The following is a 24,684-nucleotide window of genomic DNA, read 5'->3' as shown; positions in this document are numbered from 1 at the left end:
TTATATTTTAGTTATTGGCCCCTCCCGACCTCTCCTAAGGGAGGAGTAGAGACGCTTTTGTTAATAATTCTTTGTTCAACCGAAGTCCCCCTCGGGGGATTTAGGGGGCTATAGTTTCCATGAAAGTTCCATTCAGGATTTGCATATTTATTCTTTTCAAGGGTACGGATTGCTGATATATCATTCTCATTGAGCTTATAGCCTTTATTGTCAGGGTTCTCGTTGAGGAAGTAGTTCATTATATACTTCTTGAAAAAAGTAATATCCAGCGGTTTGTCAAGATGTTCGAGGATATTGGTAACAGGGCTTTTCACCGATTTTACGTACACTCTGTTATCCTGCTTGTTTTCTAGTTGCTTAGGATCACTTTTCAATGTGGTAATCAGGCTACTGAGGTCGGATGAGAAAAGTAGAGTAGCATGAAACATGACTCTGTCTTTGTGTACGCATTGCGCGCTTCCCGATATCTTAAGTCCGTTGATATTTATTGCTCTTCGTGCGTCCGATTCGGCGTGTATGCCCAGTTTGGACAAAATATCTATGATCCTCTCGGTAAAGCGATCAAAATTCACATTCCTGTTATTCTCTATAAAAGTGAGATTAAGATTGCCCGGATCATGAAATACGGTTCCTCCGCCCGAAAATCGTCTGACTACCTTTATATTGTTTTTTTCTACAAAATCGAGATTGATCTCTGCCAACACATTCTGGTATTTACCCACTATTACTGACGGCTCATTCTGCCATAGCATGAATATGTCCTCAGAGAAATTCTTTAGCAGGTATTCTTCTGAGGCCAGATTGAAATAGGCGTCGGTATATGTGTTGTCGATACAAAGCATAATCTTGAAATATTATTTAAGAGAATAGTACCTCATGTATGATCTCGCTTACGGTAGGGTGAGGATATACATGCTTGCGGAATTCTTCTATGGTGTCGCCGTTCTCGATGGCGATGCCTGCTATTACTATTAGTTCCGATACTGGATTACCCAGCATGTGGCATCCGATGATGCGGTCGCCGTCGTCTACTATAACTTTGCAGAGGCCGTTTCCTGTTTCGTTCTCTGCAACAAAGCGTCCGGCATAAGCCATTGGCAGTTTCAGCACACGGAACGATTCGCCGTTTGCAGCTAGTTCTTCTTCTGTTTTACCCACGCCTGCTATCTCAGGATTGGTGTACACTACACCCGGAATGGCTTTGTAGCTCATTTTATCGTCTTCACCCACAATGTGGCTGATAGCTACTTCCCCTTCGCGAATAGCAGTATGTGCCAGCAGCGAAAATCCGGTTACGTCTCCGGCAGCATATACTTTCGGGTGATTTGTACGCATGTATTCATCTACTTTAACACCGCCCCTGTCGAGTTCAATATTCAGTTTTTCCAGTCCGAAGTCTTTAGTGATAGCTCTACGCCCAACACTGACCAGTATTTTGTCGGCAGCAATGGTTTCGGTTTTACCTTTCTTTTCTACCACTACGCCGTCTTTGGTCACTTCGGTCACTTTGGTGTTCAGGTGGAACTTTACACCTTTCTTCTCATACTCTTTGCGAAGCATGGCCGATGTTTCTTTGTCCATAGCCCCGAGTATTTCCGGCATCATTTCTATCACGTTCACATCTACACCCATACTGTTGAAGAAAGAAGCGAACTCGATACCGATAACCCCTCCACCTATGATGGCAAGAGATTTCGGCAATTCTTTCGACTCCAGAGCCTCTTTTGAAGTCCAGTATTCTATATCTGATAATCCTTTGATAGGAGGAATAACTGTTTCCGATCCAGTACAAAGCAATAGATATTTTACCTGATAGCTTTCTTTTCCACTCGATATATTGATCAGCCCGTCTTTTTCGCCTTCTATAAGGGCTGTGTCGCTAACTACCATTACGCCATTAGCTGATAGTTTATAGCTTACGCCTGCCGTTAGTTTTTTTACAACCTTGTTTTTGCGACTGATAATCTTATCCATATCGAATGCCGGATCACCTTCTACAGTGATGCCGTATTTGCCGGCAGCCTTAATATTGTCAAGTGTTTTAGCTGAATACAAAAGTGTTTTTGTAGGAATACATCCCTCATTGAGACATACACCTCCAATGTATTTTTTTTCAAAAAGTACTGTCTTTAGTCCGTTTGAGGCAGCTTTTTCTGCTGCATTGTAACCGGCCGGTCCACCACCGATAATCGCTAAGTCAAATTCCATGGTCATCTTTTAAAATTAAAATCGCACAATTTAATTGTGTGAAATACAAATTGCTTTTGTAAATAAAACAAATATATGAGGTGTTTAGTTTCATAGATTTTAATTATTGCTTGTAGATTATTTTTATGTGTTTTGTGTGGGCTTCGTTCCGAAAGATAAAATCTGTATAATAGATCGTAAAATAGAAAATGTATTGTTTTTGTTTGTTACAGATAGAAAAATGGTAATATATTATAGCTAAGTCGTGAACTGTTTATTCAATACCGGCAGAATGCGAAATATAGCTATCTTATAGAAATAACACTTAGACAATAAAAAAGTTGGATTGATATGGATAAACAGTCTTCTATTTTGTACTTTTGTTATTTGATATAAATGATGTAATAATGGAATTAAATCAAGACTTCGATTATCGAATTTTTGACACTTTGATAGAAAAAAATATACGCTTTGCCATATACAGGCTTGCTCGTGAGCAGGAACTTAACCTTGTATTACAAACATCGGTGCCTGCGGCAAAATTAAATACGCTGCCAGAACTGAATCCGGAGAAAGGTTTTGTTATAGCACCTTTTCATATTTCGGCAGATACGCCTGTAATACTCATTCGCCCCGATAAGTGCATCAACGGAGAACGTAATATCTATAAGTATCTTACGACCGAAAGCTTTGATAATAATACTTCTCAGATAGATATAAGTAACCAATCCTCTGTTGACTCATTCGATCAATATAGTTCTATTTATAAGACATTTCATACAGCATTGGAGAATGGTGAATTCCAGAAAATAGTTCTGTCTCGTACTTTCGATGTAAAGCGCACCGATGGATTTTCGGCAGGAACATCATTCCGAAAAGCGTGCAACAAATATCCCGACAATTTCGTCTTCCTGTGCAATACACCCGAAACCGGAGCGTGGATGGGCGTATCGCCGGAGTTGCTCGTGTCGGAGCAAGACGATACGTATAAGACCGTAGCATTGGCAGGAACTAAAGTGCTTTCGACAGAGGATTGGGATGATAAGAACAGGAAAGAACAGCAGATCGTTGTCGACTATATGCAGCAGCAACTGGATAAAGTAAGCGGTGAGATTGTAAAGAACGGCCCTTTTACGGCTCGTGCCGGTAATATAGAACATCTGAAAACGAAGTTCTCCTTCAGACTGAAAGAGGGTTGCAAGATAGGAGACTTGCTGGATCTGCTGCATCCGAGTCCGGCTGTGTGCGGTTTCCCAAAGAAGAGAGCTTTCGATTTCATTCTGAGAAATGAATCGTACGGCCGTAGATACTATTCCGGTTTTATAGGGCCATTGGATATCGAGGGCAAAAGCCGGCTGTATGTAAATCTGAGATGTATGCAGATCGGTAGAGAACAGCTTCGTCTCTATGCAGGAGGAGGGATGATGCCATCCTCTGAGATGAGATCGGAATGGGAAGAGACAGAAAATAAATTGCAGACGATAAAAAGTATAATAAGCCCCCTAAATCCCCCAAAGGGGACTTTTGTGGACGAATAATATAAATGCCTCCGTTGGTTTAATTCCCCCTTGGGGGATTTAGGGGGCCAAATATTTTTGATATGTCTTTTTCAATAAAGAAAAATGTACTACAAACAGTAGCTTTACTCAAAGAATACGGAGTAAAGCATGTGGTGATGTCGCCCGGTTCGCGCAATGCTCCTCTGTTGCAAACCTTTTCGCAGAACCGTTTTTTTGAGTGCCATGTGATAGTAGATGAGCGCAACGCTGCATTTCACGCTTTAGGTATAATCCAGTGTGTCAAAGCACCTGTTGTTGTTTGTTGTACATCGGGTACGGCACTGCTCAATTTTGCACCTGCAGTTGCAGAAGCATATTATCAGCAATTACCGCTTATAGTAGTGTCGGCAGACCGTTCTTCCGAGTGGATCGGACAGATGGACGGGCAGACATTGCCACAGCCGGGAGCTTTCGGGTCAATGGTGAAAAAGGCCGTCAATCTGCCGGAAATAAACACTGCGCAGGACGAATGGTTTTGCAATCGCCTGATCAACGAAGCACTGATAGCCTGTACTGCCGATGCGGCAGGGCCTGTACAGATTAACGTACCTATATCCGAACCCTTATTCGACTATTCGGTAGAAGTACTGCCGCAAGTAAGACGCATCCACTATGCTCGCACCAATAAGTCTGTAGATATAAACCCTTTTGCGGCGAAATGGTCTACATCGTCTAAGCGAATGATCGTTGTAGGGCAATTATTCAAGTCGCCAGAGCTGGTAAAGACATTGGAGAATCTGGTAAAACGTGGCGGCTGTGTAGTCTTTACTGAGTATCTGTCAAACTGTGTTTCACCATTACTTGTATCTGATTTCGATGCGTGGCTGTATGCCATGCCCGAAGATGAGAAAGCTGATTATGCGCCCGATCTGGTAATTACATTGGGTGGACATATCGTATCGAAACGCCTGAAACAATATCTCAGAGCGAATAAACCAAAAACTCATTGGCATCTGACACAATCGGGCGAGGTCGCGGATTTGTTTCAGTCGCTGACCGATCTGATAGAGACAGATAATGAAAAGTTTCTGAATGACTTGTGTGTTGCTATTACGGAAGATGCGGAAAAGCCATACTTCAACTTATGGAAAAAGGCTTCGGATGCTGTAACAGAACCATCAGCGAATACACCTTTTTCGGATTTGCAGGTAGCAGGGGCTTTTATAAAAGCTTTGCCGCAGGGTGCAATGCTTCATCTTGCCAATAGTTCTACAGTGCGTAATGTGCAACTTTACACACAAGACCCATCTATAGAGGTTTTCTGTAATCGTGGCACTAACGGTATCGAAAGCTCATTGCCGACGGCTGTTGGCTTTGCTTCAGTGTCCAAAGGTATTACATATCTGATGATAGGCGATCTGAGTTTCTTCTATGCTATAGGTTCATTGTGGAATATCAGCCATATTCAGAATCTGCGTATTCTGCTCATTAACAATGGAGGAGGTGGGATTTTCCATCTGCTACCCGGACTGAATAAGGCTCCGTCTCTCACACGATATGTAGCGGCAACCCATACAGGTGATGCCCGTAAATGGACAGAAGCAACAGGATTTGAATATCTGTCGGCAAACAACAAGGAAGAATTGAACACTAATCTGGCTATACTGACAGATGAAACGATCAACAAATCTATGATACTGGAAGTAACTACCGATATGGAGGTTAGTAAGCAGGTGTTTAAAGAGTATTATCATAAACTAATTTAGTAAATTAGCAGATTCGAGAATTGAAGAATTATTTGCTAATTTCCGAATTTTCAAACAACGTTCAACGGAACAAAGTGTAGTTAAATTTTCAAATTAAAATAACATGGCAACAAGAAAATGGGAAACCATAAAAGAATATGAAGATATACTGTTCGATTATTTCGAAGGTATAGGTCGTATAACTATCAACCGTCCACGCTACCGCAATGCGTTCACGCCGACTACAACAATGGAGATAAGCGATGCACTGCGCATCTGCCACGAAAACCAGGACATCTATGTCGTAGTGCTTACCGGAGCGGGCGATAAAGCTTTCTGTGCAGGCGGCGACCAGAACGTAAAAGGTAAAGGGGGATATGTTGGTAAAGACGGAGTTCCGCGTTTGCAGGTACTTGAGGTACAAAAACAAATACGTTCGCTGCCTAAGCCCGTTATCGCTATGGTAAACGGTTATGCCATTGGTGGCGGTCATGTTCTTCATGTGGTTTGCGACCTGTCCATTGCATCCGAAAATGCTATATTCGGACAGACAGGCCCACGTGTAGGCAGCTTCGATGCAGGATTCGGTTCATCCTATCTGGCACGTATCGTAGGACAAAAGAAAGCCCGCGAAATATGGTTCCTTTGCCGTCAGTATTCAGCACAGGAAGCATTGGAAATGGGACTTGTGAATACTGTCGTTCCATTCGACCAACTTGAAGATGAGACTGTGAAATGGGCGCACGAGATGATGCAGCACAGTCCGATGGCATTGCGCATGATCAAAATGGGGCTTAATGCCGAACTCGACGGACAGGCGGGTATTCAGGAGCTGGCAGGAAATGCCACACTGTTGTATTACCTCACAGATGAGGCGCAGGAAGGCAAACACGCATTCCTTGAAAAGCGTAAACCTGATTTCAAAAAGTTCCCTAAATTTCCGTGAGCCCCCTAAATCCCCCGTTGGGGGACTTTTTATAGAATGAAATATTGTTTTAATAGATACCTCCCCTTTGGGGAGGCTAGGAGGGGCCTATGAAAACCCGAATCATTCCCTATACACTCCAATTTAAACGTCCGGCAGGAACTTCGCGCGGAGTGTATCACGACCATAAGGTATGGTATGTAGTAGTTACTTCCGTTTTCTCTCCCGAACGGTGGGGAGTAGGAGAGTGCGCCCCTTTGTTCGATCTGAGTTGCGATTATAATGAAGATTACGAACGGAACTTAAAGCATTTTTGTCGCAAGCTTGAAGAAGAGGGAAAGCTCGATACCGAAGCCCTGCGCCCGTTTCCATCTATCCTTTTTGGATTGGAAACAGCTTTGCGGCAATTAGAGCAAGGTAGTTTTAAGTTATGGGATACTGCATTTGCCAAAGGAGAGAAAGGCATTCCCATCAATGGTCTGATATGGATGGGCGATTACAGCTATATGCTGGAACAGATAGAATCGAAGCTGGAACAGGGTTTTCGCTGTATAAAGCTAAAGATAGGAGCAATAGATTTTGAACAAGAACTGGATTTACTTCGTTATATACGTCAGCATGTGAGCATTCGCCGGTTGACTTTGCGGGTAGATGCCAATGGGGCTTTTTCTCCGTCAGATGCTTTAGATAAGCTGAAACGCCTTGCCGAACTCGACCTGCATTCAATAGAGCAACCTATCAGGGCAGGACAATGGGACGAAATGGCGCGGCTCACAGCTTCAACACCTCTGCCCATAGCACTGGACGAAGAACTGATCGGAGTGAATGATCCCAACGAAAAAAAGCGGTTGCTGGAAACTATCCGTCCGCAGTATATAATACTGAAACCCACCCTACATGGCGGGATCAGCGGTTGCAACGAGTGGATAGCGTTGGCAGAGAAAATGGACATCCATTGGTGGATAACGTCAGCACTGGAATCGAATATAGGACTGAATGCCATAGCTCAGTGGTGCGCAACATTCGATAATCCTATGCCGCAAGGACTGGGTACGGGTGCGCTTTATACGAATAATGTGGAAATGCCTTTGCATATAAAAGGTGATTGCCTGTGGTACGATCCCGATGGCAGGGTGTTTTCGGTAAAAGACATAGAATAATAATGTATCAACTCTATATAAAACGCCAAACGATAACGATCGAGGGCGGGGTGTATCTGCCCGATACTTTCAGGAGTAAAGGAGTTCCCGCTTTTGCTCTCAAATCGGACTTTCACAATCAGTTGTATTTGTTTCTGAAAGATTGGTTTTCGCGCTCTCCGTTTCTTAAAGTACAAACATCAGGTTCTACAGGTGCGCCGAAAGAAATACTTGTGGAAAAATCGCGTATGATGCAGAGCGCGAAGCTTACCTGTTCGTTTCTAGGACTAAAGGATGGCGATAAAGCTTTGTTGTGTATGTCGCTCGATTACATAGCCGGAAAGATGATGGTGGTGCGCTCCCTTATTGCCGGACTCGATCTTTATCCTGTACCTCCATCGGGCAATCCGTTGAGAGACACAGATACGGTTTTCGACTTTGCGGCAATGATTCCCATGCAGGTCTATAATAGCTTGCAAGATGATATTGAACGCGCCCGTTTGATGAAAATAAAGAATCTGATAATAGGTGGCGGTGCGGTAGACGCTCAAATGGAGACGCAATTAAAATCGTTTCCTAACAATGTGTATTCCACATACGGCATGACCGAGACCCTTTCGCACATTGCCCTTAAAAAACTGAACGGAACTGACACTTCCGGTAATTATATCCCATTCGATAATGTAGCACTGTCCCTTTCGGACGATAATGCTTTGATTATAGATGCACCGTTAGTTTCAGCCGAGCGGCTGTACACTAATGATATTGCCGAGATACACGAGAACGGTAGTTTTCGTATCTTGGGACGTAAGGATAATGTTATAAACAGTGGAGGTGTAAAAATACAGGCCGAAGAAGTGGAAGCTTCATTAAAACCGTATATAAAAAGTCCGTTTGCCATTACTTCATTGCCCGATATTAAGTTTGGTGAAATAGTAGTGCTGGTTACACAAGAAAGGGTTGATGAATCCCTGTTTGCTGATAAACTGCCCGCATACTATATGCCAAAGAAAGTAATTCAGATAGATGCCATTCCATTGACCGAAACGGGTAAAATAAGCAGAGCCTTATTGAAAGAACTGATATGTCAGGGCTGAAAGCCTGCCTTACTTCAGCCCAATGCGAAGCGTTGGGATCACAAAACGGTTTAAATAGGCGCGCTGAAGGCGCAGGTTAATTTGTCTTGAATATAACTTGGGCTTACAGCCTGCAAACACATCTACTATTACCTGACCCAACGCTTCATATTGGGCTGAACTAACCTGCCACTTCGTGGCGAATCTCCTTTATTATGTATATAAATCAGTACAGCAAACCTTAATTAATGAAATTGAATCATAAAAATGTAACAGAATTAAACAGGGAGTGTAAAATATTTTTACACTCCCTGTTCTTTTGTGAGAAATCAATTGTTTGATAATGTGTATTTTATCTGTTTTGGCACGGATTTGGTTTCAATATTAGTAAAATGAAACTAAGCAAAGACTTATGAAATACTTATTATTAACTGTCGCTATTATTTTAAGCCTTACTATTAACAGTCAGGAGAAATGGACTTTAGAGCAGTGCATGCGTTATGCAATCGAAAATAGTCCGAAAAAGAATAAAAAAGATGCTGAAAATAGCATTTATCATCAGAACTATCTCGAAGCTGTAGGTAAGCTGTTGCCTTCACTTAAAGCTGAAGCAGATGCCTCTTTCCAGTTTGGTAGAGGACTCGATTCGGAGACTAATGCCTATATCGATAGAAACTCGTTCAGTAACGGTTACAGTTTAAATTCGTCTATGACATTGTTTGACGGACTGTCTGGCATCACACGCGTAAAGTTGCAGAAAATGAATAAGTTGATGGGAAAACAGAAGTTGCAGGAAACCATAGATATTTTGGCATACGAAACAATGGAAGAATTTATCAATGTGTCGTACTACATGGAAATGGTAACGTTGGCTGAGCAACAACTCGAAGAAAGCACATCGAATGTAAAACGCATAAAGCGTATGGAAGAATTGGGTATGAAAGGTGCCGCCGATGTAGCAGAACTGGTAGCGAAAGAGGCAAGTGATAATTATAACCTTACCCGCCAGAAAAACATATTGGTAATAGGCATTATAAAGTTGAAAGAAAAAATGAACTTCCCTATAGATGAAGATCTGATGATAGCCGGAATGTCGATGGATGAACTGATAACCAAATCGGAAGATTCGGCTTTGTCTCTTTTCGAAAAAGCAAAGTATTACAATCCCAAAGTAATGGCGGCAGAATCTTCCCTGCAAACACAGAAATTATCGTACAAGGTAGCCAAGGGCGGTTTATTTCCTGTTATCTCTGTTGGGGCAGGGATTAGCACTAACTTTTCCCGCTACATGGACGGTAGTGAATATTCATCTTTTAAAAATCAGATAAAGGATAGACGCGGACATTATGTCGGCTTCAATCTGTCCATCCCAATTTTCTCAGGTTTCTCACGCTCGGCTCAGGTGAAAAAGAGTAAAGCGGAGTTGGTTATTGCCGAGAATGAGAGAGACGAAACGTTGCGAGCAGTGTACAGCGAGATAGAACAAGCTATAGCCGATATGAACGGACAGGCCGATGAATATTATCAGGCAAAAAAACAGACCGATGCCATGACGATAGCACACAATGTAAACCAGCGCAAATATACCGAAGGACTGATAAGCGCAATCGACTTGCACACCAGTGCCAACCGCCTGTTGCAGGCAAGGGTGGATGAAGTGAACGCACGCCTGAAATATGAACTAAAACACAGGCTTGTCAATTATTACAGAGGCATCCCTTTTATTGTACAATAAGACAGAAACAAATCTTTATAAATATATAAAAACTAAATACTATGGATAAGATCATAGAAAAGAAAAAAGGACTAACAAAAAAACATATTCCATTTATCGCCGGAGGTGCTGTGATTCTGTTGATTATCGGATGGATTATATTCGGAAACCATGCCTCGAAGCTCAATGTGGAAAAAGAGAAAGTAACGGTGCAGGATGTGTCGAAAGGTATGTTCAACGACTATGTGCGCATCAATGGACAAGTATTACCTATAAATACGATCCATCTGAGTGCAATAGAAGGAGGAATGGTTGCCGAAAAACTTGTAGAGGAAGGTTCTGAAGTGAGCAGAGGTCAAACTATTATTAGCCTGACAAACCCTATGCTTAGCTTGAATATACTCGATAGTGAAGCCCAGTTAGCTGAGAAACAGAATTTCTTGCGAAACACACAGGTGGCTATGGAACAGGAAAAACTGAATCTGCGGAAAGAAAAACTGAAACTGGATATGGAAGTGGACAGGAAAAAAAGGAAGTACGAACAGTACAAACAACTTTATTCCGAAAACCTTACCTCTAAAGAAGAATATTTGCAGGCAAAGGAAGACTATGAATATGCCGTAAACGATCGTAAGCTTGTCGTGGAACGTCAGAAGCAGGATTCAATTTATCGTGGTATTCAGATCTCCCAGATGGAGGAAAGTCTGCACAATATCCGTCAGAATCTGGTACTGGTACGCCAGCGTGTCGATAATCTGAATGTAAAAGCACCTGTTGACGGGCAGTTGGGAATACTCGATGTAGAAATCGGACAGACTGTATCGTCAGGTGAACGTATCGGGCAAATCAGCGTATTGTCTGACTACAAAGTGGAAGCAACGATCGATGAGCATTACATCGACCGCGTAAAAGCCGGACTGGATGCTACATTTGAGCGTCAGGATAAAAACTTTGCACTTCGTGTCAGGAAGGTATATCCCGAAGTGAGGGATAAGCAGTTTAAGACTGATTTTGTATTCGAAGGCGAACGCCCCGATAATATACGTGCCGGACAGACTTATTACATCAATCTGCAACTCGGACAGCCGGCAGAAGCTGTTTTGATACCGCGAGGGCCTTTCTATCAGACAACAGGAGGACAGTGGATATTTGTAGTAACAGCAGACGGAGATAAAGCTGTGAGACGCAACATCACGATCGGACGCCAGAATCCTAACTATTATGAAGTAACCAGTGGTCTGGAACCGGGTGAAAAAGTAATTACTTCGTCTTACGATACCTATGGTGATGTACAGGAACTTATATTGAAATAAGGAAAAGAGTAACACACACGCTATGAAAAATCTGACATTAGCCTTACGCTCGTTTTTCAAGAAGGGAAATAGTAATATAATCAAGATAATAACGCTGGGTACAGGATTGGCTGTCGGTCTTATTCTTCTGGCAAAGGTAAGTTTCGAGCGCAACTTCGATGATTTCTATCCCGATGCCGATCGTATCTGTCAGGTGTGGTCTGCTATGGAAAGCCGCGAATCGGGACCACAGGAATGGGGACAGGTAAGTGGAGCTGTTGCTCCGGGTATGAAAGCAGAAATGCCGGAGATAGAAGCAGCCACACGCTTTACCTGGCTGGCTTGGGACGATGCCGTTTTTTCCGATAATGATAAAAACCGTTATAAAGCCAGTTTTATTATGGCTGACAGTTGTTTCTTCGAGGTATTGCCTCGTCCCATGATAGCAGGTAATGCCAAAGAAATCCTGTCGCGCCCATTGTATGCAATGGTTTCTGAATCGGTGGCAAAAAAGATGGGAGGTAATGTCGTAAATCGTCAGATTGAACTGGAGTCGCGTCCCGGAAAAGCAATTACGATTGGAGGTGTATTTGAAGATGTACCTGAAAATTCACATGCACGTTACGATATAATTGTGTCTTTAAATTCATTGCCTAATTTTAGCAGGGACGGGCGTGAGAACTGGATTGGAAACGACCGTTATATAGCCTATGTAAAACTGCGTCATGATGTACAGCGCGAAAGCCTGTATCCGGCAATGCGGAAGATGCAGGAAAAATATCAGGATATAGAACGGCTCGAGAAAGAGCATAATTTTTCGATGAAATACCTGTTGTTCCCCCTGACATCGCTGCACAGCGATTCGCCTGACGTAAAACGGCTGATCCTGTTACTTTCTATTATAGCCTTTGCTTTGATCGTTACGGCTGTACTCAATTATATACTTATCGTGATCACCGCACTGGTAGGGCGCTCGAAGGAGATTGCCGTTTACAAATGCTATGGGGCAACCGAAAAAGATGTATCCAAGCTGATATTTGCCGAAACCTTGCTTCACTTCTTTCTCTCCCTGCTGTTGGCTGTTTTGCTTGTATCCTTTTTCAGGGGGGTGATAACAGATCTGTTATCAGCTTCATTGGGTGCACTGTTCAATCTGCGTTCATCTCTGTTCCTGTTGTTTGTTTGCGTATTCATATTCCTTATTGCAGCTATTGTACCATCATATATACTATCGAGGATTCCGGTAGCAACAGTCTTTCGCAATTTTACACAGTCTCGTAGAGGTTGGAAGCTCGTCCTGTTGTTTGTGCAGTTCGTGGCTGCTTCTTTCCTGTTTCTGCTCCTTGTCGTTGTCAGCAGGCAATATCAGGTAATGATCAACGACAATCCGGGATATACTTATCAGAATACGATGTATATGGATGCCTTTGGCGTACCGAAAGCTAAAGTGCAGGCTATGGTTGATGAATTGAGCCAATTGCCACAGGTAACAACAGTTGCCACAGCAAGCAATTTACCCTTTAATAGTATGTCGGGTAATAATATTAGCTTGCCGGGCGGAAACGAAGACTTGTTTAATATAGCCGATATGTACAGGGCTGATGAAAACTATTTCCCGTTGATGGAAATCCCGATTATCGAAGGAGTAGGATTTGATAAAAACAGTACAAAGAACGACATCCTGGTCAGCAAATTATTCAAAGACAAAATGAAAGCCCTTGCCGGTTGGGACGAAGTGGTAGGTAAGGATGTAAATGTATCGGAACATGGCTTGTGTCGTATTGTAGGCGTATTTCCCGATATCCGTCTGGGGGCGATAAGTAATCAGGATATGCGACCTTCTATATTGCTTTATGCCGAAATTCCGGCCTCTACCTTATTAGTAAAGCTGAATACAATAAACAGCGAAAACATAAAAGCAGCATATGAGGTGTTGAAAACAGCATTGCCCGAACGTGAAGTCGTATTATCGCCTTACAGCGAAAATATGGTAAAGATGTATTCCGGAGAGAAGCGTTTCCGTAATGCTATAACTATAGGCGGTATTATAACCATACTGATTACTCTCATCGGGTTGATCGGTTACATCAACAACGAGATTGTACGCCGTACATCCGAAATAGCTGTGCGCAAGATAAACGGAGCTACCCTTGCCGACATACTGAAACTATTCGTAAAAGATATCCTCTATATAGCTCCGCTGGCCATTGTTATTGGTGGTATAACGGCAGTGGTTATCAGCAACAAATGGATGGAGAATTTTAGCGAGAAGGTTTCCATATCACCATTGTTGATTGCTCTTTGCGGTTTGATTATCCTGCTTTTTATCGAACTAATTGTAGTAATAAACTGCCTCAAAATAGCGAACCAGAACCCTGTAGATTCACTGAAAAACGAATAATTATGAGAGCATTATTAAATAATTTCTTATACACTCTGAGGAAGTTTAAAACTTCTTCGGTATTAAATATACTGGGACTTACAGTAGCCTTTGCCGCCTTTCTCATCATAATAATGAAGGTAAACTTTGAATATAGCTACGAAAAGTGCCACCCGAATGCATCGCAGATATACAGGCTGGATAAAGGAAACCTTAAAGTAGGTGACCAGTTTGCCATAATTCATTCGCGCGGGTTTATCGATGACTTTATACAATCGTCTCCGCATATCAAAGCCGCAACTATCCTTGTTCCTTATCTGGGTGTGAATTATTTTATGATAGAGGAAAACGGGGTTCAGAAAGGTTTTAAGGAAGAATTTGTAACCTGTTATCCTCAGATTACGGAGATGTTCAATTTCGTAATGACTGAAGGACAGGCCGATTGCCTGAATGCTCCCGAGAATGTAATTATACCTGTATCGATGGCAAAACGGATATTCGGAGATAAATCAGCCATAGGGAAACAGATATTATTAACCGGCCAGCTGTGGGGTAAGCAAAAGGGAGGATCACTTACGATTGCCGGTGTATATAAAGATTTTCCTGAAAACACACAGTTACACAATGCTATATATACGAAGATGTCTGATAATTATGCTGTTAATGACTATCAGAGTCAGAATAATATTTGCTATGTAATGCTTGATAAGGGTGTTGATGCGGCTGATGTTGCAGAAAATTTCAATAAACATTTTGATTTTAGTAAGGTTGATTTGACAGACCTATCAGCAGAGCTTACACCGTTGGAATCGATATATTTTAGAAACGAATTTCAGGATGGGTTAGTTGTAAAAAGCGGGAATCCTCTCACTCCGGTTATTCTTATATGTATCGGCATACTTATAATCTTTATTGCAGCTATCAATTATATGAATTTCAATATGGCTCTGGCACCGATGCGCATAAAGAGTATCAATACGCGAAAAGTGCTTGGCAGTACAGATGCTTCGCTACGCATGGGATTGCTGGGTGAGGGCGTCATTGCAGCTCTGATCTCTTATGTTATGGCTATTTTGATAGTGTACGTTCTGTACACTACACGATCGAGCCATCTTATCAACTCCGATAATATTTCGTTTGGCGACAATCTGATTCTGATAATTCTTGTTGGCGTGGTGGCTGTCGCAGTAGGCATTCTGGCAGCTATACACCCCGCATATTATATGACTTCACAATCTCCGGCTCTGGTGCTGAAAGGTTCTTTCGGATTATCTGCTTCAGGCAAAAAGCTGAGGAGTACACTGGTAGGGATTCAGTTCTTTATATCCATTGTCCTGATTATAGCTTCGGCATTTATCTACAAGCAGAACAAATATATGCAGCAATATACGCTTGGTTATGATACCGAAAGGGTAGCCATAGTAGAGCTAAACCAGAATTTAGCCGGAAAAAACAAAAACACCTATGTGAACAAACTGAAAGAAAATCCCGATATCGTTGATGTCGCCTTTGCTCAGGAACGATTTGGAGCGAGCGACAACTACCGTACATGGGGAGCAAAATATGGTGATAATCATATCGGGTTCTATTCTATATCCGTATCGTGGAATTTTCCGGAAGTGATGGGTATAAAAGTACTTGAAGGTCAGCTGCCTGATGAAAATGTAGAAAAAGCTGACAGCTATAAGGTATCATATCTGATAAATAAAACATTACATAAAAAATATAATATCAGTCCCGGCGATTTTATTGATGTGGAATGGATGCGAGAAGATGGGGACGGACAGGTTTTGGGGGTGATAGATGATATTAAGTTTGCTTCACTCAGACGACAGGTAGATGATATGGTTTTTGTTTTTAATGATCACAATCAGCAGATGTATTCTTATGTAAAGATAAAAGCCGGAGCTAATATAGCACAGATTGCAACTTTTGTAGAGAAAACGATTGCAGAGATAGATTCGGCCTATCCTGCAAAAGTGGAATTCTACGATGAGGTGTTCAATCACTTATATAAACGGGAGAAGGAATCGGAGTTTGCTATTACATTGTTTTGCCTGTTGGCTATAATCTTGTCTGTTGCAGGAGTATTCGGTCTGGTTGTTTTTGAGTGCGAATACAGACAGAAAGAAATAAGTATCCGTAAGGTACTAGGCTCATCTGTGAAGGAGGTGCTGTTGCTCTTCAACAAAACGTATATGCAGATTTTTGCTATATGCTTTGTCATTGCGGTGCCTGTCGCTTATTACATTATCAATCGCTGGCTCGATAATTTTGCATACAAAACTTCCATAGACTGGTGGGTATTCCTGCTGAGCGGGATGGTAGTCCTCATCATTTTGATGGTTACCGTCAGTTGGCAAAGCTGGCGCGCGGCAACAGCCAATCCGGTAGATTCACTGAAAAACGAATAATAAATAAAAAAATTTAAAATAAATGTTATGATACAGATTAAAGATTTAAGAAAGGTATTCCGTACGGAAGAGATTGAAACTATGGCATTGAACAGCATATCGATGCACGTTCGCAAAGGTGAATTTATCACTATCATGGGGCCATCGGGTTGTGGCAAGTCTACATTGCTGAACATACTCGGATTGCTGGATAATCCGACTTCGGGCAATTACCTTCTGGACGGAACCGAAGTGGGCAACCTCAAAGAGAAAGACCGCACACTCACCCGAAAAGGAAATATAGGCTTTGTGTTCCAGAGCTTTAACCTGATAGAGGAAATGACCGTTTTCGAGAATGTAGAACTTCCGCTTACCTACCTGAAAGTAAAAGCATCGGAACGAAAACAAAGAGTCGAAGAAACACTGAAGCGGATGAGTATTGGACACCGCTCGGGGCATTTTCCCAATCAGCTATCGGGCGGACAGCAGCAGCGTGTAGCCATAGCCCGTGCCGTAATAGCCAATCCGAAGTTGATACTTGCCGATGAGCCTACCGGTAATCTGGACTCGAAGAACGGAAAAGATGTGATGGACTTGCTCACCGAACTGAACAGAGAGGGTGCTACCATCGTGATGGTAACCCACTCGCAGCACGATGCTTCGTTCGCCCACCGTACTATAAATCTGTTCGACGGACAGATAGTAACGGAGGTCGAAAGCAGAATGTAGTTATTTATAATAGTTTCCATATTTTCTCTACAAAAGGGCGCATAAGATATACTTTGCGTTTTTAAGTGTGTTTTTTGCCCCTTTTGTATTTTATACACAAAATAAAAAATGATGAGGTTTGCAGATTTGAAAATATACGCGAAGTTTTTGTTACAAAACAAACTGTACACATTTGTATCCATGTTTGGTTTTTCAGTATCACTTATGTTTGTGATCATACTGGGTATCTATGTACAGCAGGAAAGATCATACGACAATTTTCAGAAAAACAGGGATCGCATATTTCTGATGACACACGATGATGAATATAATTTTGGCAATACCGTAGCTCAGCTTGTCAAAGATCAGTGTCCCGAAGTAGAATCATATGTCCGCACTCATGGGCGTCCGGTGTCGGTAGGCAAGAAGGGTGAGAGCATAATTAACGCAACAGGTTTGTTTGCCGATTCCACATTTTTCAGTGTGTTCACTTTCGATCTGATAGAGGGAACCCCTTCACAGGTATTGGCAGCCCGCAAATCGGTCGTACTGACTCGTGATTTTGCCAACAAAGCATTTGCCGGTACTAGTCCTGTCGGAAAAACAATGGTGATCGACGGGCTGGAACATACGGTTACCGGCATTATGGAGAATATTCCCCAAAATACTACTTTACCCGATGCCGACTTTGTAGTGAACTATAATTCCATTACTAATTATTGGGGAAATTGGGTACTTGAAACCTCCGGTAATTTTGGATTCTCTATTTTCCTCTTAACAAAAGAGGGTGCTGATATACAGCCTAAAATACCGATGATACTAGACTTGCTGAAAAAAGATATCTGGTTCTATAGAGACGGATTTACCAATGATCTGAAACTTATACCACTAAAGGATGTCTATCTGAATGTTAAACGATCGGGCTATGGCGACCTGCGCCTGAATAGCGGTACCCTTATAAATGTATATATCGGCATAGTCTTTCTTATCCTTATCATAGCTTTACTCAATTATGTAAATCTTACGGTTGCCCAGTCGGGATTCAGAGGAAAAGAAACTGCTATAAAAAAACTACTGGGCTGTGAGCGTCGCGATCTGATAGTGCAGCTGCTTGCCGAATCTTTTGTCATAACCTTTATTACGTTTTTTATTGGGCTTGCATTGGCTTTTCTTACCGAGCCGTTTTTCGACAATAGCCTGAATACAAAACTGGAACTGGCACAGAAAATAACACCGTCATTTATCGGTTTCTCTTTGATCTTTATTCTGTCTATTTCTATCATATCCGGACTGATTCCGGCACTTGTAATATCGGGATTCAATCCTATAGAAGTGGTGAAAGGTACACTGAGCCGAAAGGTGAAATCCAATTACTCTAAGGTGTTGATAATCTTCCAATATACAGTCTCTATAATTCTGCTGACATGCTGTTTCTTTATGCAGAAGCAGTCCGATTTTTTGTTGACTTACGATCTGGGTTTCAATAAAGAAGGCATTCTGGAAATGGCTAACAATGATCTGAATCAGGAACAACTGAACGGCTTCAAAGCAAAGCTGAATTCTATACCCGGTGTAGAGTTGGTCTCTTATACGTGCGGAACACCTCTCGATGGAGGCAATAACATGTCGTACGAAAGGGATGGTGAACAATTCAGCTTTCAGGAATTGTATGTAGACTCTGCTTTTTTTAAAATTTATGGCATTACTATCGACCCTACCGATGTGCAACCTACCGAAAATACATATTGGGTAAATCGTAAAGCTTACAATGCCCTTCGCCCAGACCCGGCTACGCAGGAGGCTATATTCGGATCAGTACGTGGTGAGGAAAAATTCCTGATTGCCGGTATTCTCAGCGATTTCAAAGTCAAAACTTTGCACCACGAAACAGGGCTTCTTCGTATTCGTATGCTTAGAGAGAATGAAAGGGCATGGAATATTATTGTAAAAATATCGGCAGGTGCAGACCGGTATAAAACAGCCGAACTGGTAGAGAACGAATATAAGAACTACAGTGGTGGAGAGATGTTGGGCGGTGCGAAGTTTACAGACGATATTATCAGTGACAATTATCAGAAAGAACAAAAAGCAGTAGCCATTATGTCTGCTTTTGCAGCACTTACCATCATTATCATGGTCATGGGAGTATTTGCCATGTCGCTCTACATTGTACGACAAAAGCGCAAAGAAGTAGCCATCCGTAAAGTGAATGGTGCTACTGTAGGTGAGATATTGTTGAACCTCAATACCGGATCGCTGATCTATGTAGCGATAGCATTGGCAATAGCTTCACCTATAGCTTACTATGCAATGAATAAATGGCTCGAGAATTTCGCATATAAGATCAGTCTCGACTGGTGGGTATTCCTCTTAGCAGGATGTATGGTGTTGCTTCTGACATTACTTTCGATAAGCTGGATGACATGGAAAGCAGCTAATCAGAACCCTGTGGATGCAATACATAATGAATAATATACTTTCCTTTTAAGGTTGATTGGAGAGTGGGGAAGCATTAGAATTTCATATTGAATATTCTTTTGCTCCCCTTCTTATTTTCAGGGAATAAGTTTATCTATAGGATATATTCAGTTAACAGTGATCAGTCAATAGTTAACATTGGAAAGCGATCTTTGAATTGATAAATCGGCAGAGCCAAATAGGTGAGAAATAAAGGAAAGTATGCAAGCTTTGTAAGGTTTTAGTTAAAATTGTCTCACGCAAAGACGCGAAGATGCAAAGTTAAATACTTGTAACTACCCGTAGGGCGATGAATTGAATTGAATTGAAAATCGACGGAGTCAAAATCGACGAAGCGAAGGCGAGTCAAACTTGTAACTCTTGTAAGGTTTTAGTTAAAATGGAGTTTACTAGTTTTTTAGCCTTCTAGCTTGCTAGTTCAAATGCCTTTTTTCTAGTACACTAAAAACTAGTAAACTAGTAAAGATTGTCAGCTTTTAGTTAAAAAAGATAACCGGATCAGAATGTCATACTGAAAACAGTCCACCCGTCTTTGGTATAATGTTTCAGATTGCCGCCATGCAGCCTCATTATGTAGCGTGATACACTCAGTCCGATGCCATTACCCGATTCTTTAGTGGTGAAGAAAGGAATGAAAATATGAGGTGCTATATCGTCGGCTATCGGTTCACCGTTGTTGCTGATGTCGATACTTAGACGGTTGTCCGTTTCGGTTGTCTTTATGACGATTGTGCCTTTTTTATCCTGATGGATAGCTTCTATACCGTTCTTTATCAGGTTGACGAGTATCTGGGTAATCTGTGCCTCGTCGGCGCTCAGCATATAAGACGGAGCGTGCGGGCGAATCTCTATTTCTATGTCTTTGTTCTTGATTTCGTATGACGACAGTAATACTGTTTTTTCCAGCAATGGTATCAGGTCTATATCCTGCAATTGCGGTTTAGGTATTCCGGTGAACTTGCGGTACGATTCTACGAACGTTATAAGTCCTTTTGCTGTGGTATTGATCGTATCGAGGGCTTCTATCGTATTTTGTACAGACTCGTCTTGCGTTACATTTTGCTTTGCCTTGTAGGAGAAGAGTAGCGTTTCGCTAAGCGAGGTGATAGGGGCTATGGAGTTCATTATTTCGTGAGTCATCACGCGGATAAGCCGTATCCATGACTCCATCTCTTTGGCCTCCAGCTCATTACCTATGTTGCTGAGGGTGATTATTTTCATCACGCCCTTCTTCATTGTTATTTTAGATGCCTGTATGCTTATCTGCTTCTCTTCGCGTTCGTTAGTTATCTTTAGCGATGCGGTGTTACCCGGTTCTATCGAGCGGAATGTGTCAGGTAGGTTCTTATCTATTACGTTCAGTTGATTGAGGTGGGTAAAGACAGGCAGTCCGAGTATCTGGTTTACAGCACTGTTGGTAGTCATTATATTATTGTCTTCATTCAATATAATAATACCTGTAGATACACTTTCTACAATGATGCTCAGGTACTTTTCGTTTTCGATAACCTCTTTGCGCGCACGACTCAGTATATCCTTGATCCGGTTCATCATCCGGTTGAGTTCTTTCTCTCTTTGCGATAAGCGGTCTTCGGTAAAGTTGAAGGAATAATCGCCGTTGTCGAGCGCATTGAGCAGGAACAGTATATTCTGGTTGAACCTAAGATAGTGCCTGTACAGCTTGTAGAGAGATAGCAAGACCACAAAAACTGAACTTATGGCATATACATATTCTGCCTTGATGAAGAGATAGGTCGCTGCTGCAACTGCTGCTATGAGCAGACAGACGTACAGGAAGAGCTTATATTCTATCGACTTGAACATGTATGTTTTATGAAAGTCCGTACTTTTTCATCTTGTTGTATAGGGTAGGGCGGGTTATCCCCAGTTCGGAAGCAATAGCGGATATGTTTCCATCATATCGTTTCAACGCCTTCTCTATCAGTATCTTTTCCATTTCGTCCAACGTAATGGACTCTATCATAACTTGCTGATCACCTGTGTCCCGCATATAGAAGTCTGATGGTCGCAGTTCTGTACCATCGCTCAGTATAACGGCTTTTTCGATGGCATGTTGCAGCTCACGTACATTTCCCGGCCACGAGTAGCTTTCGAGCTTGGCTATAGTATCATCGCTCAGGTACAGTCCCGGTTTGTTATACTTTCTGGAGAACTGTCTGAGAAAGAATCCGGCAAGCAGCGATACATCTTCCTTGCGGTTGCGCAGTGGCGGCACTTCTATCTGGATAGTGTTGATCCTATATAGTAGGTCTTCTCTGAATTCATTATTGTTGACAGATTCGAACAGGTTGCGGTTAGTCGCACTTATGAGGCGTATATCTACAGGGATCGGTTTATTGCTACCCACTCGTACTATCTGCCTCGATTGCAGGGCAGTAAGTAGTTTAGCTTGTAGCGTATAGCTCAGGTTACCTATCTCGTCCAGAAAGAGCGTGCCTTTGTCAGCCGCTTCAAATTTTCCTGCTCTGTCGGCGCGCGCATCTGTAAATGCACCTTTCACATGCCCAAAGAGTTCACTTTCGAACAGGGTCTCGGTAATGGCTCCCATGTCTACACTCACCAACGTTTCGGATGAACGCAGCGACATGCTGTGTATCTTACGGGCGATAACCTCCTTTCCTGTACCGTTCTCTCCGGTTATCAACACATTGGCATCGGTACGGGCTACCTTTTCTATGATAGACAGCAGATTCTGCATGACTTCAGACTTGCCCCAGCAGACATCGTTCTCCTTGTTCAGCTCCGAGTTGAGAATATTTTGCTTCTCTTTCAGCTTCTGCACCTCTTTCCTCGACTGGCGCAGAGCCAGAGCCGATTGCAGTGTAGCCAGCAGTTTGGCATTGTCCCAGGGTTTGACCACAAAGTCACTGGCACCTTCTTTCAGTGCTTTCACTGCCAGCTCTATATCGGCGTATGCTGTGAACAATACGACAGGAAGTTCGGCGTCTATCTTTTTCACTTCCGACAACCAGTACAGGCCTTCATTGCCTGTATTTATGCCGGCAGAGTAGTTCATGTCGAGCAATACGATGTCGGGACTCTTTTCCCTGAGCATGGAGACTAGCATATTGGGGGACGACAACAGGTGTACTTCTTCAAAGTAATTGTTGAGCAGTATGCGCAGAGCGCTCAGCACGTTCTTGTTATCGTCGACAATGAGGATGCTTCCTTTCTTCATATCAGGGTTCGTTAGTCAGTATGGCAAATGTAAGAAATAATTATGTATATCGCCCTCATCGGATACGACATTCAGTCTTCATCTTCGTCAACAGGCATGCGGTATCTGTCTTCCATCTCTCTGAAGTCTGAAGCTATTTGTCGCATGATTTCATCTATATCGCTACTGTTGGCTAATGTAGGTTTACCGTAGTTAACCGATGCCTCGTAGGGCAACACCAATATTTCACCTTTGGGCAGCGAACGTCCCATGCCCGTCAGATAGACAGGTATATATTTGATGTGTGGGCGGACGGAAAGGATGCGTGCAATTCCCGGTTTCATTTCGTCCATATGGCCGGAAGTGCCGCGTGTACCTTCGGGGAATAGTATGAGCGAGTAGCCTTCGTCTAATGTGTCGAGCATTTTTTTTATGGGGTTGTTATCTCCTTCTTTGTTTCCTTTTCGGCTGATGAGCAGTGTGTTGATAAAGTAGTTGCTGAATGCGGCTTTAAGCCTGGTGTTGCCAAAATAGTCTTCGGCGGCAACAGGTTTTACCTTCCATATTGTTTTACCCGGCAGCGATGCCAGCAGGCTTAGCGTATCCAGATGGCTGCTGTGATTTGCCAGTATAATGAACTGTTCTTCGTTTTTCAGGCATTTGTTATCACCAAAACGTACACCTATTATCAATCTCAGAAACCACAGGAAGAAACCTTTATATATAATGCGTAGAAAGAATGATTGTAGGAAACGTTTCTTCATGCCGGTATCAGTAAGCTACATAATAAACAAAGTGGAAGAAGATAGGTGCCGTATATGCAAGGGAATCTATACGGTCGAATATACCTCCGTGTCCGGGTATGGTATCGCTCATGTCCTTTATGCCTTTGTCTCGCTTTATGGCTGAGATCACTATATCGCCGGCAAATCCGCCGATAGCAATAAGGGCACTTATGAGTAATACCTGTGGTATGGATAGCGGTGTAAGAAAGGCAAGGAAATAACCGATGGCAATGGTGCTTACAACACCGCCGATAAAGCCTTCCCATGTCTTGTTAGGACTGACATTCGGTACTATCTTGTGTTTACCCAGAAGTTTTCCCCATACAAACTGCATGATGTCGTTTATCTCGGTGAGAAAGATAAGAAACATAAGCAGCCCGCGACCCCCGGCATTGAATCCGGGCAGATCGGGTAGGGATAGCAGGTAGGCAAGATGGCTGATACCGAATACCGACAGCATGAGTATCCATTGCAGCAATGCCATAGACTTGGTGATTCCCCGTACTTCTCCTTTGAGTACCATTGGTATAGGCAACAGCAGAAACATGACAACCGGAATGAATATGATAAATGCACCGTACCATGCTATATATGCCAGATAGTACTGGATGGGTATTGCCAGAATAGCCCAGAAGATTGCCCTGCGGTCTGAATTGCGAAAACCGAGTACCGAATACAATTCCCTGAATGCCACAAAGGACAGGAATGCAAAGAACAGATAAGATAGCTTGTAGCTTATAAATATAGCTGCAAACAGTATGGCCGACATGATCCACCATGACTTTGTACGTGATTTGAGTTCGCCCAGATTCATTTGCGGATAGACTTTCCCCGTAATAAACAAGCCCAGAGATACTACGGCAAGTAAACCTGTAATAAGGAGTATTACGGAAATCAGTTCATCGTTGAGCGATGGAAACAATAGGTCGATGTATTCTCTCATTTTTGTGCCGGTTTGCTGTTCTAATATGAAATATATCGATTGCGAAACAAAAATAGCAGATATTCTCCAAATAATGAAGCCATTTATTATGATTATTCGTATCCTGTTTCCGGTAGGGATTCCTCTTTCTCTAAACAAATATGGCTGCCCCAATGATGAAGCAGCCATATATTCCGGTCTGTATTTGTTCTGTACTACAATACCGTCTGTTCTTGTACCAATGCTCTGATTTAGATATTACG

At 42.4% G+C, this 24,684-nt stretch carries 17 protein-coding genes; 11 read left to right on the top strand and 6 right to left on the bottom strand.

From position 1 onward, the window contains the following. Window positions 1-11: 11 nt before the first annotated feature. Both M2448_RS11920 and lpdA read right to left on the bottom strand, forming a co-directional pair. Window positions 12-842 carry a biotin/lipoate A/B protein ligase family protein gene (locus M2448_RS11920; RefSeq protein WP_280646270.1) on the bottom strand — a complete coding sequence of 277 codons (831 nt, stop codon included), beginning with the start codon at window positions 840-842 and terminating at the stop codon, window positions 12-14. 16 nt (window positions 843-858) lie between these two features. Next, the gene (gene lpdA, locus M2448_RS11915) at window positions 859-2,208 is read right to left on the bottom strand and encodes a dihydrolipoyl dehydrogenase (protein ID WP_280646271.1); all 1,350 of its coding nucleotides are present in this window, start codon (window positions 2,206-2,208) and stop codon (window positions 859-861) included. A gap of 386 nt (window positions 2,209-2,594) precedes the next feature. On the opposite strand from lpdA, the gene M2448_RS11910 reads away from it, so the two are divergent. The 11 genes from M2448_RS11910 to M2448_RS11860 all read left to right on the top strand — a co-directional run bounded on the left by M2448_RS11910 (window position 2,595) and on the right by M2448_RS11860 (window position 19,530). Beyond that, window positions 2,595-3,725, top strand: a complete 1,131-nt coding sequence (locus tag M2448_RS11910; protein ID WP_280646272.1) for an isochorismate synthase — start codon at window positions 2,595-2,597, stop codon at window positions 3,723-3,725. 62 nt (window positions 3,726-3,787) lie between these two features. Next, window positions 3,788-5,452, top strand: coding sequence for a 2-succinyl-5-enolpyruvyl-6-hydroxy-3-cyclohexene-1-carboxylic-acid synthase (gene menD / locus M2448_RS11905; protein WP_280646273.1), 1,665 nt, complete (start codon window positions 3,788-3,790; stop codon window positions 5,450-5,452). A 103-nt stretch (window positions 5,453-5,555) separates the two neighbouring features. Beyond that, entirely contained in the window at window positions 5,556-6,377 is an 822-nt protein-coding gene (menB, locus tag M2448_RS11900) for a 1,4-dihydroxy-2-naphthoyl-CoA synthase (protein ID WP_280646274.1), read from the top strand. Between the two features lie 89 nt (window positions 6,378-6,466). Continuing rightward, entirely contained in the window at window positions 6,467-7,516 is a 1,050-nt protein-coding gene (locus M2448_RS11895) for an o-succinylbenzoate synthase (protein WP_280646275.1), read from the top strand. After that, window positions 7,468-8,592: an AMP-binding protein gene (locus M2448_RS11890; RefSeq protein ID WP_280646276.1), complete on the top strand. Its 1,125-nt coding sequence runs from the start codon at window positions 7,468-7,470 to the stop codon at window positions 8,590-8,592. Before M2448_RS11895 ends, M2448_RS11890 begins: the two co-directional genes overlap by 49 nt. Before the next feature lie 391 nt (window positions 8,593-8,983). Next, complete coding sequence (locus M2448_RS11885) at window positions 8,984-10,306, top strand: TolC family protein (protein ID WP_280646277.1); 1,323 nt, start codon at window positions 8,984-8,986, stop codon at window positions 10,304-10,306. A gap of 41 nt (window positions 10,307-10,347) precedes the next feature. Beyond that, window positions 10,348-11,598, top strand: coding sequence for an HlyD family efflux transporter periplasmic adaptor subunit (locus M2448_RS11880; protein ID WP_280646278.1), 1,251 nt, complete (start codon window positions 10,348-10,350; stop codon window positions 11,596-11,598). Window positions 11,599-11,620: 22 nt separating this feature from the next. Continuing rightward, window positions 11,621-13,978, top strand: coding sequence for an ABC transporter permease (locus tag M2448_RS11875; protein ID WP_280646279.1), 2,358 nt, complete (start codon window positions 11,621-11,623; stop codon window positions 13,976-13,978). 2 nt (window positions 13,979-13,980) lie between these two features. After that, window positions 13,981-16,371: an ABC transporter permease gene (locus tag M2448_RS11870; protein WP_280646280.1), complete on the top strand. Its 2,391-nt coding sequence runs from the start codon at window positions 13,981-13,983 to the stop codon at window positions 16,369-16,371. Window positions 16,372-16,398: 27 nt separating this feature from the next. Further along, on the top strand, window positions 16,399-17,079 hold the full coding sequence (locus M2448_RS11865) for an ABC transporter ATP-binding protein (protein ID WP_280646281.1): 681 nt from the start codon (window positions 16,399-16,401) through the stop codon (window positions 17,077-17,079). Window positions 17,080-17,187: 108 nt separating this feature from the next. Continuing rightward, window positions 17,188-19,530, top strand: a complete 2,343-nt coding sequence (locus M2448_RS11860; protein ID WP_280646282.1) for an FtsX-like permease family protein — start codon at window positions 17,188-17,190, stop codon at window positions 19,528-19,530. 504 nt (window positions 19,531-20,034) lie between these two features. Here M2448_RS11860 and M2448_RS11855 read toward each other — a convergent pair. The 4 genes from M2448_RS11855 to M2448_RS11840 form a co-directional block, all read right to left on the bottom strand. Beyond that, entirely contained in the window at window positions 20,035-21,360 is a 1,326-nt protein-coding gene (locus tag M2448_RS11855) for an ATP-binding protein (protein WP_280646283.1), read from the bottom strand. A 7-nt stretch (window positions 21,361-21,367) separates the two neighbouring features. Beyond that, the gene (locus M2448_RS11850) at window positions 21,368-22,735 is read right to left on the bottom strand and encodes a sigma-54 dependent transcriptional regulator (protein ID WP_280646284.1); all 1,368 of its coding nucleotides are present in this window, start codon (window positions 22,733-22,735) and stop codon (window positions 21,368-21,370) included. Between the two features lie 71 nt (window positions 22,736-22,806). Then, window positions 22,807-23,478 (bottom strand): lysophospholipid acyltransferase family protein, encoded by a 672-nt coding sequence (locus M2448_RS11845; protein ID WP_280646285.1) that lies wholly within the window; start codon window positions 23,476-23,478, stop codon window positions 22,807-22,809. A 7-nt stretch (window positions 23,479-23,485) separates the two neighbouring features. Then, window positions 23,486-24,442 (bottom strand): phosphatidate cytidylyltransferase, encoded by a 957-nt coding sequence (locus M2448_RS11840; RefSeq protein WP_280646305.1) that lies wholly within the window; start codon window positions 24,440-24,442, stop codon window positions 23,486-23,488. Window positions 24,443-24,684: the final 242 nt, after the last annotated feature.

The organism is Dysgonomonas sp. PF1-14, from assembly GCF_029892965.1.
GTDB lineage: Bacteria > Bacteroidota > Bacteroidia > Bacteroidales > Dysgonomonadaceae > Dysgonomonas.
The sequence above is the reverse complement of the archived record's forward strand: the minus strand, read 5'-3'. Positions and strand labels throughout refer to the sequence as shown.